This is a genomic window from Intestinibacter sp., from assembly GCF_034113885.1.
Classification (GTDB): Bacteria; Bacillota; Clostridia; order Peptostreptococcales; family Peptostreptococcaceae; genus Intestinibacter.
The window spans coordinates 1-11,681 of the sequence record NZ_JAXEWM010000252.1 but is presented as its reverse complement, the minus strand read 5'-3'; the positions used below and the strand labels follow the sequence as shown (position 1 = coordinate 11,681).

Below are 11,681 nucleotides of genomic sequence, written 5' to 3'. Positions count from 1 at the left end.
ACTATATAAATATTACATTTACAAAAAAGCTGTGGTGATTTGCAAGTTCTAAAAGATATTTCACTAGATGTAAATCATGGGGAGATAGTTTCTATAATAGGATCTTCAGGTTCAGGTAAATCTACATTGCTTAGATGTATAAATAGACTAGAAACTGTCGATGCAGGTAAGATCAGTGTCGATGGAGAAGTCATGGTGTCAAGTGAAAATGGTGCTGTTAAATACGCAAATAACGATGTATTAGATAGAATAAGATTAAAGACTGGATTGGTTTTCCAAAACTTTAACCTATTTCCACATTTTAATGTGTTAAAAAATATAACTCAAGCTCCAATTAGAGTAAAGAAAGTACCTAAGGATGTGGCAGAAAAAGAAGCTATGGAATTACTTAAAAAGCTAGGTCTTGAAGATAGAAAGGATGCATATCCTCACCAATTATCAGGAGGACAAAAGCAAAGAGTCGCAATAGCTAGAGCTCTTGCATTAAAGCCTGTAATACTTTTCTTCGACGAACCTACATCAGCACTAGATCCAGAGCTTACTGGAGAAGTTTTAAAGGTTATCCGTTCACTTGCTGAAATGAATATGACTATGGTAATAGTAACTCATGAAATGTCATTTGCTAGAGATATATCAGATAGAATGATATTTATGGATAAGGGTGTAATTGTAGAAAATTGTACTCCAGAGGAATTATTCAACTCTAAGAACGAGCGTACTAGAGAGTTCTTAGGAAAATACCACCAAAGTGTATAGTAAAATTTTTGTAAAAAATAAGGGGGGGAGATTGAACCCTTTATTTTTTTGTTTTAATATAATATCATGGGGGTGAAGAATTTTGGATAGAAGGTCTAGAATTAATTTTGTTCTTAGAACTATTTTATTTTTTTCAGCTATAATAATATTTATCGATAATCCAAACAATATAAATAAAATATTAAATTACAAATTGATATTTAATATAAAATTCTACCATATATGTTGGATTTATTTAGTAAATGATCTTTTAAAAGTAGTTATTCCAGCTAAAAGTAAAAATACTTATAATGGAAAATTATTTTTAAAGCATTATAGAGAAAAAAATAATTACAATGAAAATAAATTAAAGTCTGAAGTAGTAGAAGCTAATAAAAATGCACTTAACATAGCTCTATTTTGGATAGGGGCAAATATAATAATATTGTATGTATTTTTAAAATTAAAATTAGATTCTTCGTATTTGATAATGCTATTTTTATTTTATTTTTGGGCTGATATGGTATGTGTAAATATATGGTGTCCATTTCAAGCTCTATTTATGAAAAATAAATGCTGTAATGTATGTAGAATTTACAATTGGGATCATATAATGTACCTTACTCCTTTTATATTGATGCCTAATTTTTGGACATACTCATTAATAGCTCTAGGATTATTTAGCTTAATACAATGGGAATATCAATATAGAAAGTATCCAGAGAGATTTTCAGGTATTTCAAATATGAATTTAAGCTGTGCTGGTTGTAAAAATGAGTGCAGATTTAATAAAAAGAAGGTAGAACAAAGAATTAAAAAATATAAAGAGGTATAATATGAACAATAAAAAAACAGCTTTAATAACAGGATCATCTAGAGGTATAGGCAGGGCAATTGCGATTTTATTTGCTAGAAATAATTATAACGTCGTAATAAATTACAATAAATCTGAAGAAAAGGCAAAGGAGCTTTACAACGAGCTGACAAATGAAGGCTTAGATGTCAGAATATTTAAAGCAGATGTCTCTAATCCTGAAGAAGCAAATGCACTTGTAAACTACACTATAGGTCAATTTGAAAATATAGATGTACTAGTAAATAACGCTGGTATAAGTAAGCCTTGTATGTTTACAGATATGACATACGAGCAATGGAATGAGACAATGTCTGTAAATTTAAATTCAGTATTTTATGTCACAAAAAAAGCTCTACAATATATGCTTCCAAATTGCAGCGGCAAAATAATAAATATATCTTCTATGTGGGGGCTTGTAGGAGCTGCTATTGAGGTTGATTACTCTGCATCAAAGGCTGCTATAATCGGTCTTACGAAGGCTTTAGCGAAGGAATTAGGTCCTTCTAATATAAATGTAAACGCCATCGCACCTGGTGTAATAAATACAGATATGGTAAAAGGCCTAGGTGAGGAAACTATGAGCATGCTAAAGGAGGAAACTCCTCTAATGAAAATAGGACAGCCTGAAGATATAGCTAGATGTGCTCTATTTCTAGCTGGTGAAGGCGGAGATTTTATAACAGGACAAGTGATAAGCTCTAATGGTGGATTTGTAATATAAATATAACAAAAAGGAATAGAAAAATAAAAACTATAAATTTCGGATTGATAAAAAATCTAAAATTTATAGTTTTTTTAATATATAATTATCCCATACGAGTAAAATAATCGATTGCCTTTGAAAAATCTTCAATTGTCTTTTCTGCGTCCCCATGTTCTATACCGTCTTTGACACAGTGGTGTAAATGACCCTCTAGTACTACCTTTCCGACTTTATGTAGAGCATTTTTAGCTGCATTTATCTGAATTAAAATATCTTCACAAGGAATATCTTCTTCTACCATTTTAGATATTGCATTTAGCTGACCTTGGATTTTTTTTATTCTAAGCTGAATATTTGGTATATCCATACATTGTCGCATTTTAATTCCTCCTCTTATTATTAAACTATTATTCTATAATAATACTAAATTATTATAAAATCAATAAAATAGCAATTCTAAAATAATATAATAATTCTTAAAAAACTCAATAAGCTTTTGTAATTTGAATAACGAGATTAATTATGCTAAAATTACCATGAGGTGATAAAAATGAAAGTTAGTAGACGTTTTCAATTAGCAGTACATACTATTTTATTTATTGCAGCTAATAGCGATGAAAAAAATTTGACATGTGAGTACATATCAAAGGAGATCAAATGTAATCCAGTAGTTATAAAAAATATACTAAATATCTTGTATAAGAATAATTTTCTTATAAAACCTTCACCTACTTCAGGTATAAAATTAAAAAAGAGTGCAAAAGATATAACTTTATGGGATATCTACAAAATTACAGATGAAATAGATATAAAGGATATATTTAGCGATGATAACTTACAAATTACAAATCCGATTGTAGCTGATTTGTCAGAATTACTAACTACAGATTTTGAACAAATCATTCAATTTATGAAGGAGACTTTATCTAAAGTTTCAATTGAAACTTTACTAACAAAACACAGTCAAAAAGATAAAATATCGAATTAGGAGGTGTTACTGTGATTTCAAAAGAAATAGCTACACAGGTTTTAGAAAAATGTTTAATTACAGGAGCAGATTTTGCAGAGATATTTGAAGAAGACAGTATAACAAATAATATTTCTGTATTAGATGATAAAGTAGAAAATATATTAGGAGGTAGAGATTACGGAATAGGTATAAGAATTTTTAAAGCCTTAAAAAGCGTCTATGCTTATACAAACGACAATAGTTTATCTTCACTTTTAGATACAGCCTACAAAGCAGCACTTGCTCTAGGAAAAATCGAAGGAGAAAAGTCTATAATACTTAATAATCAAAGACAGCTTAAAAACTTACATCCTATAAAAATCCATCCTAATAGTGTCGACTGCCAGGATAAAATCAAGGTTATGAAAAGAGCGTATAAAAGCGCAAAGGATTTTCACACAGATATATCTAAGGTAAGCATTGGATATTTAGATAAAGAACAAAACGTATTAATAGCTAATACAGAGGGATTGTACACTGAAGATACTAGAATAAGAACTAGACTTATGATAAATGCCATAGCATCTAATGAGACAGAAAACCAAACTGGAACTCAAAACCCTGGAAGACTTATGGGATTTGATATATTTAAGGATGAAGTAGATCCTGAATATTATGCAAGAGAAGCTGCTAAAACTGCTCATATAATGTTAAATGCAAAAAACTGTCCAGCTGGAAAAATGCCTGTAGCTATAGACAATGGGTTTGGTGGAGTAATATTCCACGAGGCTTGCGGTCATTCACTAGAGGCTACATCAGTAGCAAAGGGTAATTCTGTGTTTGCAGACAAATTAGGCAAACAGATAGCTTCTACAAAAATAACAGCAATAGACGACGGAACTATGAAAAACCACTGGGGTTCATCAAATATAGACGATGAGGGAACTCCTACTCAAAAAAACATACTTATAGAAAATGGCGTATTAAAATCATATATGGTGGATAAACTAAACGCTAGAAGAATGAACTGTGAAGTTACAGGAAGCTCTAGACGTCAAAGCTATAAATTCGAGCCTACTTCTAGAATGACCAATACATATATAGCTCCCGGTACAGATAAGATAGAGGATATAATCAAATCTATAGACTACGGACTATACGCTAAGAAAATGGGCGGGGGTTCTGTAAACCCAGTTACAGGAGAATTTAACTTTGCTGTAAGTGAAGGATACCTAGTTAAAAACGGAGAAATCGTAGAACCAGTAAGAGGCGCTTCACTAATAGGTAAAGGCAGCGAGGTTTTAATGGATATAGATATGGTATCTGACAATGTAGCTCAAGCAGAAGGTATGTGCGGTTCTAAATCAGGCAGTATCCCTGTAAATGTAGGACAGCCTATGATCAGAGTCAAAAGCATAACTGTCGGTGGAAGGGAGTAATGATTATGAACTTAAACGAATTTAAAGAAATACTATTTAAAAAAGCTTCTGATGCTGGATTTGAACACAGTGAAATATACGTTACAAATTCAGAATCTTTAAATATATCGATTTATAAACAAGAGGTCGAAAGCTACAACTTAAATAAAAGCTTTGGACTATCATTTAGAGGTATAATAAACGGCAAAATAGGGTATTCTCATACTAGAATACTAGATAATGGTTCAATAGACATGCTTGTAAATACTGCAAAAAATGCAGCTTTATTGATAGAAAATGAAGATATGCAATTTATATACGAAGGAGATAAAAAATACCAAGATGTAGTATGCTACAACGAAGCAATAGATAATTTAGACCCAAAGGACTTAATACAATTAGGCCTTGATATCGAAAATGAATGCAAAAGCTACAACGAAAATGTAGTAAATACCGGAGGATGCAAAGTAATATATTCTAAGGGAGAAGTCGAAATATCAAATACTAAGGGACTAAATCTAAAAAACAAAGAAAACATACTTTACGCCTATATAGTGCCTATAATAGAAATAGACGGCCAAAAGCAAGATGGAACAGGCTACAAAATAGCTACAGACATAAAAGAATTAAACCCTAAAGAAATAGCCAAAATGGGTGTAGATGAAGCTCTGTCTAAGATAAACTCAAAGAGCATAAAGACAGATAACTACAAAACAGCTATATACAACGAAGCCATGGTATCATTACTAAGTGCTTTTTGTGGAGTGTTCAGTGCAGACGCAACTCAAAAAGGACTTTCTCTATTAAAAGATAAAGAAAATACTATGATAGCATCTGAAAAAGTAACTATTGTAGACAATCCTCTTTTAGACAACGGGCTTGCATCAGCTCCTTTTGACGATGAGGGTGTCGCTACATTTAGAAAAGAAATCGTATCTAAAGGTAAACTTACTACTTTACTTCACAATTTAAAAACCGCTAAAAAAGCGAATACTAATAGTACTGGAAATGGATTTAAGAGTTCTTATGCATCGACTGTATCTGTATCTCCAAGCAATTTCTATATAGAAAAGGGAGTCCTATCATTTGATGAGATTTTAGAAACTCTAGGAGAAGGTCTACTTATAACTGAATTTGCAGGGCTTCACTCTGGAGCAAATGCGATAACTGGAGACTTTTCTCTAGCTGCTAAGGGATTTTATATAAAAGACGGCAAGAAGGAATATCCAGTAGATCAAATAACTGTAGCAGGAAACTTCTTCAATCTATTAAAACAAATAAAAGAAGTTGGAGATGACTTAAGCTTTCCTCTAAGCAGCGTAGGAAGCCCTACAATTATAGCAGAAGGCCTATCTATAGCAGGAAAATAAAATTATTTTACTACATATTGCAAATGTATTTTTGGCATTTGACAAAAAAATTGCAAAATATATGGAAAAATTATTGTTTTTTGTATAATATTAGATATGTAGACAAAATATAAGACATAAATATAGAGATAGAAAGGGATTTATTATGCTTGAATTAAAAAATATTACATTTAAAGTTGATAATTTAGATGGTAAAGGTGAAATTACTATTTTAGATGATGTAAGCTTTAAAGTTGAACAAGGGAAAATATTAATTATTACAGGTCCTAATGGTGGTGGTAAGTCTACATTAGCCAAAATAATAATGGGTATAGAAAAACCAACATCAGGCCAAATATTATTTGACGGAGTTGACATCACTAATCTAAGTATAACAGAACGTGCAAGACTTGGCGTGGGATATGCATTCCAACAACCACCAAGATTCAAAGGCGTTACTGTTCAAAAGCTTCTTAACTTAGCCTCTGGAGAAAAATTATCAGACGATGTATGCTGCAAATACCTTACAAATGTAGGTCTTTGCTCTAAAGAATACTTAAAAAGAGATGTAGACGCATCTTTATCTGGTGGAGAATTAAAGAGAATCGAAATAGCATCATTAATGGCTAGAAATCCAAAGCTTGCTATATACGATGAACCAGAAGCAGGGATAGATTTATGGAGTTTTTCAATGCTTGTTGACAGCTTCCAAAAATTCAAAGAAAACAAAGACCAAACAGTAGTTATTATATCACACCAAGAGAGAATAATAGACTTAGCTGATGAACTTATGATAATTGCAAACGGTAAAGTTCAAAATAAGGGAACTAGAATGGACATAATGCCACTAATTCAAAATGGTGCTAGCTGTGCCTGTCCTATAAAGGAGGTTGCTTTAACAAATGAAAGATAGTATGTTAGAAAATTTATTAAAAACAATAGCCGATATTACAGGAGAGCCTGCTGGTGCTTTCAACCTTAGAAAAGACGGCGTAGGTGTTATTAGACATTCTACAGAAAACGTAGAAATAAAATCAAAAGAAGACAAACCAGGAATAGACATAATAGTAAAACCTAATACAAAAGGCGAAAAGGTTCATATACCTGTCGTAATCACTGAAACAGGTGTAAACGATTTAGTATACAACGACTTTTATATAGGAGAAGGTGCTGATGTAGATATAGTAGCAGGCTGTGGTATTCACAACTGTGGAAGCTCTACTTCAGAACACGACGGTATCCATACTTTCTATATAGGCAAAAATGCTAAAGTAAAATACGTTGAAAAACACTACGGTGAAGGCGAAGGAACTGGAGACAGAATATTAAATCCTACAACTATAGTAAATATGGAAGAAGGATCATATTGTGAAATGGAAATGACTCAAATAGAAGGAGTTACTTCTACAGTCAGAGAAACTGAAGCTAACTTAGGTAAAGATGCTAAGCTTGTAATAACAGAAAAATTAATGACTCACGACAAACAAGTTGCAAAATCTAATGTAGTAGCAAACTTAAATGGAAAAGGCTCTACACTTCAAATAGTTTCTCGTTCAGTAGCCAAAAACGAATCTGTTCAAGCCTTCCATCCAATAGCAGTAGGTAACGAAAAATGTAGAGCTCATATACAATGTGACTCTATAATAATGGATCATGCTAAGGTAGCTTCTATACCAGAAATACAAGCAAACCATACAGATGCACAAATTGTTCACGAAGCTGCTATAGGTAGAATAAACAACGAGCAATTATTAAAGCTTGAAACATTTGGACTTGATGAAGAAGAAGCAGAAGCTGTTATAGTCGATGCATTTTTAAGCTAAAAAATTAAATCTATGTAAATCAGAACCGCCCGTTTTACGGACGGTTCTGATTTAATGTCATACACATAAGATACTTGGTTCCCTTCGTTGTTCAACTTGTAACCTGAACCTTCTGAAACCTTCTCATATGACTTCATGTCAGATATATAACGTAATCTTCGGATAAAAGCTTGGCGATCCTTGTTACTAGATGTTGCAGCATCAATATCAATCGAAGCATCGCTTTTCGACTTGCTGATAGCTTTTGAAAGGCTATCCTTCTCTTCTAAAACTTCTTGCATAAAACAAATGACCCTGTTAGTATCAAAATCAAGCTCTACTAACTCAGAAATATCTACTAAATCAGGACTAGGTTGAAAACCATATTCGTCTATAACAGTAGTAGAGTTAGAAACCTCAATAACCTCATCTTCTGCTTCTGGGTTAGCCTTACTTTTTAAATGAGTTTCCTTCATCTTAGTAATAAAAGAATCAGTACGTAAAAGGTCTATACCTTCTTCCATCAAACCATCTAAAAAGTTCATATAACGGAAAGACTCCTTCAATTTCATACTATCAACCTTCCTTTCATATAAAATCATATTAAAATATTATATGGACATCAGGATATACTATAATTTGCAACATCTATGGTATGTATAGTTAAACAAGTTAATCAATAACTTCTATTCCATCCTCTACATCTATATCATAAAAATATGTTGCTGTTTTTATCCCTTTTAAATTAATTGGATTGCTGTCCTTTTGTGATTGATACATAAACACAAATTTAAATACAAATCCCCAAAATGCACCTATACATTTTTTATCATAAACTGAAAATCCTCCTGTTAAAGTTTCATTTGCTGCTAAAAATACCTTTACTGGTGGAATTTTTAATACATCATTACAGAAAATAATATGGTTCATTAATTTAGGATCATTAACTGCTTTTATACATTCATCCCATATTTGTCCTGAATCTTTAAACTTTGAAAAAGGTTTATATTTATTTCCAAAATCGTCATTTATTTTAATTACTATATCTTTGCAAGTTATATTTTTCATTTAAATTTCTCCTTTATACCTTAATTATTATCCTTGTATTTATAAGTATAATAATTAAGGTATATTTATCAATAGATAATATTTTATTTCTATTACCTATTGACTATACAAGCTACTAAACAACCACATCATTGTATGGTTCATAATATGTGGCTGATTCTACTCCCTTCGTATTAATCTTAGCTCTTCCTTTCTTAGCAACCTTAAATACAAACTGAAATACAAATCCCCAAAACTTCCCTAAACATTGTTTTTCATAATTCAAAAAACCTCCGTGTAAAGCTGAGCTTGAATCTAGAAAAGTCTTAACCGGTGGAATACCTACGTTATTTTGACTAATAATATAATTCATCAAGCTAACATTACTCACTGCCTTCATACATTCATTCCATACTACACCTGACATTCTAACTCCTTGATAAGTTGTTTGAAAACTGTTAGTGATTGCAGTAATTATAGTGTTATGATTTATTGGCATATTGTTTTCCCCTTATTTATTAGAATTCATTAATTATCCTTTATTTATTAGGATATAAATATCTTGCTTTATTCAAGGTATATTTGTCAATATATAATAAAATTTTATATATATAACTAGTAAATTTACTCTTAATTATTTTAATAGGCTTATTAATATAACTTTTATTTATAAAATGTTATTTTACATAAAAATACTCTATACAGATAACTATTTTTTAGTATTTTCTGTACAGAGTATTTTTTAATTTATATTAAAACTTATTAACATCTAAAAATTTATACATCTTTAATGTTTGAGATCCTACATACACTTGATTTGCTTTTGGAATACATCCTTTTGAAACCTTATAATCTAATCCAACAAAATAACATGTTTCTCCATTATATTTTTTATCTTCGCTCTTACCAGCAACCTTTACACTTTTATAACTACCTTTTCGATAGTAATAATTTTCTACATATTTTCTGCTATATGGTTTTTTAACAGTAACTTTACAAGTATATTTTTTAGATCCAACTTTAGCAGTTATAGTAGCTTTCCCATTTGATTTCGCTTTAACTAAACCTTTACTAGAAACAGTTGCAACAGATTTTTTGCTAGATAACCAAGTAACTTTTTTACTAGTATTATAAACTTTTAATTTATATGTTTCCCCTTTTGCTAAATAAAGTCTAGTTTCATTTAATTTTGTAGTTGCAGCAAATGCTTCGTTTGTTTCATAGAAACTAAATAAAGAAAAAACTATTGTTAATGCTAAAAAAATAGAGATACTTTTTTTTATTAATTTTTTCAAATTTAACACCTCGATTTAAAATATATTTTAACACAATTTTACAAGTAATTAAATAAAACAAATTAAAATTTCTCCATTAACAAAAAATAAACTAAATTAACATGCTTCACACCATCTATATTATCTTCAAAAAAATCCTCCATAGAAACCACATACTTAGGATAATTGTCTTTAATTTTTTGCAAAAGTCAAACTCTCCATCAATAGCATTTTCATTAGCCTTTAATATGTTTTTTCCATCAATATCATATCTAAAAACTTTTTGGACTATAAAAGGAACTTTCTAAGACATTTAAATAATTATATATTGTATTTATATCGACATTTTTATGTATTATAAGCACAATAAATAATAATATTCAATAATTTATAGGGGGTGGCATCTTTGATGCCATTTTTTTATTTACAAGGAATTTATAACAATTTGAAATTGTGGATAATCTGTGTACAATAGTAATATGAACAATTGTAGAAGATATGAAAAAAGAAAAATAATAAATACAATTTTAGAGGATCATTTTGAAGAATTTAAAATCTCTAAATTAACAAGATTAAGAAATAAATAAAGAAATGCGTGAGCATATAATTGGAGTTGTAGAGAAAGCATTAACTTGTGGCAAAATAGAATACGGATATGTAAAATATAAATGTTTAATTTGTAATGAAGAATACATTCATGGATTTTCATGTAAAAGTAAGTTTTGTACTAAATGTGGAAGAATGTATTCAATTAATTGGGCAGAAAAACAGGCAAATAATATGTTGAAAGTAAAACATAGACATGCTGTATTTACAATACCAGAAGAGTTAAGAAATTATTTCTATAAAAAGCGTGAGCTATTAAAAGAATTACAAGATGCAGTTTATGGAGTAATATCATATTTTTACAAAAATAGAGTTAAAGGTAATTATCAACCTGGAGTCATAACTGTAGTTCATACATTTGGATCAGATTTAAAATGGAATCCACACATACATGCTTTATTTACCGAAGGTGGAATTGATAAGGAGTGTAAATGGTTTAAAAAAATAGATTATATTCCGTATAATTATTTGAAAAAGTCATGGGAGAAATTGGTTCTAGATATAATAAAGAATAATTTTAAGGATAACCAAACAAAAAAATTAATAAATAAATTATATAAAAGCCATGAAAATGGATTTTATGTAAATGCAGAAAGAGATTTAGTTGATATAAAACAAGCAGCTAAATATATAGGAAGATACTTGGCTAGACCAGCTATCGCTGAATATAGAATAACAAAATATGATGGTAAATATGTAACATTTTGGTACGAAAATAAAAAGCCTAAAAAGAAAATAGAAGTTACAATGACGGCAATAGATTTTATAGGGAAATTAGTGAATCATATACACCCGAAGGGGTTTAGAGTTGTAAGGAGATATGGTCTGTATTCGAGAAAGAAACATAAATTAAGTATAGAAATAATAAAATTATATAATTTCATAAAACAAAGAGATATAAATGAAATCATTAATACTGTAAAAAACAGGAATAAAAGTTTT

The 11,681-nt window shown here is 30.1% G+C and carries 14 protein-coding genes; 9 read left to right on the top strand and 5 right to left on the bottom strand.

Annotation, left to right across the window (positions count from 1 at the left end):
* The first annotated feature begins 39 nt into the window (after nt 1–39).
* The 3 genes from SPD90_RS14950 (at nt 40) to ymfI (ending at nt 2,312) form a co-directional block, all read left to right on the top strand.
* Nucleotides 40–756: an amino acid ABC transporter ATP-binding protein gene (locus SPD90_RS14950; protein WP_331680202.1), complete on the top strand. Its 717-nt coding sequence runs from the start codon at nt 40–42 to the stop codon at nt 754–756.
* An 82-nt stretch (nt 757–838) separates the two neighbouring features.
* Nucleotides 839–1,570: a hypothetical protein gene (locus SPD90_RS14945; protein ID WP_320625170.1), complete on the top strand. Its 732-nt coding sequence runs from the start codon at nt 839–841 to the stop codon at nt 1,568–1,570.
* Between the two features lies 1 nt (nt 1,571).
* Nucleotides 1,572–2,312 (top strand): elongation factor P 5-aminopentanone reductase, encoded by a 741-nt coding sequence (gene ymfI, locus SPD90_RS14940; RefSeq protein ID WP_320925767.1) that lies wholly within the window; start codon nt 1,572–1,574, stop codon nt 2,310–2,312.
* Between the two features lie 85 nt (nt 2,313–2,397).
* Here ymfI and SPD90_RS14935 read toward each other — a convergent pair whose 3' ends face one another.
* The gene (locus tag SPD90_RS14935; protein ID WP_290685976.1) at nt 2,398–2,673 is read right to left on the bottom strand and encodes a metal-sensing transcriptional repressor; all 276 of its coding nucleotides are present in this window, start codon (nt 2,671–2,673) and stop codon (nt 2,398–2,400) included.
* A 171-nt stretch (nt 2,674–2,844) separates the two neighbouring features.
* Between SPD90_RS14935 and SPD90_RS14930 the strand changes: the two genes are divergently transcribed.
* The 5 genes from SPD90_RS14930 (at nt 2,845) to SPD90_RS14910 (ending at nt 7,833) form a co-directional block, all read left to right on the top strand.
* Complete coding sequence (locus SPD90_RS14930) at nt 2,845–3,282, top strand: RrF2 family transcriptional regulator (RefSeq protein WP_320624208.1); 438 nt, start codon at nt 2,845–2,847, stop codon at nt 3,280–3,282.
* 11 nt (nt 3,283–3,293) lie between these two features.
* The gene (locus SPD90_RS14925) at nt 3,294–4,682 is read left to right on the top strand and encodes a TldD/PmbA family protein (protein WP_320925766.1); all 1,389 of its coding nucleotides are present in this window, start codon (nt 3,294–3,296) and stop codon (nt 4,680–4,682) included.
* 5 nt (nt 4,683–4,687) lie between these two features.
* On the top strand, nt 4,688–6,031 hold the full coding sequence (locus SPD90_RS14920) for a TldD/PmbA family protein (RefSeq protein ID WP_320624206.1): 1,344 nt from the start codon (nt 4,688–4,690) through the stop codon (nt 6,029–6,031).
* Between the two features lie 145 nt (nt 6,032–6,176).
* The gene (locus SPD90_RS14915) at nt 6,177–6,923 is read left to right on the top strand and encodes an ABC transporter ATP-binding protein (RefSeq protein ID WP_320624205.1); all 747 of its coding nucleotides are present in this window, start codon (nt 6,177–6,179) and stop codon (nt 6,921–6,923) included.
* Nucleotides 6,913–7,833, top strand: coding sequence for a SufB/SufD family protein (locus tag SPD90_RS14910; RefSeq protein WP_320925765.1), 921 nt, complete (start codon nt 6,913–6,915; stop codon nt 7,831–7,833). Before SPD90_RS14915 ends, SPD90_RS14910 begins: the two co-directional genes overlap by 11 nt.
* Here the strand turns inward: SPD90_RS14910 and SPD90_RS14905 are convergent.
* From SPD90_RS14905 to SPD90_RS14890, 4 genes are all read right to left on the bottom strand, one after another.
* The gene (locus SPD90_RS14905) at nt 7,830–8,384 is read right to left on the bottom strand and encodes a hypothetical protein (RefSeq protein ID WP_320925764.1); all 555 of its coding nucleotides are present in this window, start codon (nt 8,382–8,384) and stop codon (nt 7,830–7,832) included. The two genes, SPD90_RS14910 and SPD90_RS14905, sit on opposite strands and share 4 nt — an antisense overlap.
* A gap of 100 nt (nt 8,385–8,484) precedes the next feature.
* Nucleotides 8,485–8,880, bottom strand: coding sequence for a hypothetical protein (locus SPD90_RS14900; RefSeq protein WP_320925763.1), 396 nt, complete (start codon nt 8,878–8,880; stop codon nt 8,485–8,487).
* Nucleotides 8,881–8,995: 115 nt separating this feature from the next.
* Nucleotides 8,996–9,286: a hypothetical protein gene (locus tag SPD90_RS14895; protein ID WP_320925762.1), complete on the bottom strand. Its 291-nt coding sequence runs from the start codon at nt 9,284–9,286 to the stop codon at nt 8,996–8,998.
* A 325-nt stretch (nt 9,287–9,611) separates the two neighbouring features.
* Nucleotides 9,612–10,154: an Ig-like domain-containing protein gene (locus SPD90_RS14890; RefSeq protein ID WP_320925761.1), complete on the bottom strand. Its 543-nt coding sequence runs from the start codon at nt 10,152–10,154 to the stop codon at nt 9,612–9,614.
* A 570-nt stretch (nt 10,155–10,724) separates the two neighbouring features.
* Here SPD90_RS14890 and SPD90_RS14885 point away from each other — a divergent pair.
* A partial coding sequence (locus tag SPD90_RS14885) for an IS91 family transposase (RefSeq protein WP_320925760.1) occupies nt 10,725–11,681 on the top strand: 957 nt, incomplete at its 3' end.

Bases quoted from the DNA above. Each gene is read 5' to 3' on its own strand.
- SPD90_RS14905 (WP_320925764.1), bottom strand. From the start codon at position 8,384: ATGAAATTGAAGGAGTCTTTCCGTTATATGAACTTTTTAGATGGTTTG.
- SPD90_RS14920 (WP_320624206.1), top strand. From the start codon at position 4,688: ATGAACTTAAACGAATTTAAAGAAATACTATTTAAAAAAGCTTCTGAT.
- SPD90_RS14900 (WP_320925763.1), bottom strand. From the start codon at position 8,880: ATGAAAAATATAACTTGCAAAGATATAGTAATTAAAATAAATGACGAT.
- SPD90_RS14935 (WP_290685976.1), bottom strand. From the start codon at position 2,673: ATGCGACAATGTATGGATATACCAAATATTCAGCTTAGAATAAAAAAA.
- SPD90_RS14930 (WP_320624208.1), top strand. From the start codon at position 2,845: ATGAAAGTTAGTAGACGTTTTCAATTAGCAGTACATACTATTTTATTT.
- SPD90_RS14895 (WP_320925762.1), bottom strand. From the start codon at position 9,286: ATGTCAGGTGTAGTATGGAATGAATGTATGAAGGCAGTGAGTAATGTT.
- SPD90_RS14910 (WP_320925765.1), top strand. From the start codon at position 6,913: ATGAAAGATAGTATGTTAGAAAATTTATTAAAAACAATAGCCGATATT.
- SPD90_RS14915 (WP_320624205.1), top strand. From the start codon at position 6,177: ATGCTTGAATTAAAAAATATTACATTTAAAGTTGATAATTTAGATGGT.
- ymfI (WP_320925767.1), top strand. From the start codon at position 1,572: ATGAACAATAAAAAAACAGCTTTAATAACAGGATCATCTAGAGGTATA.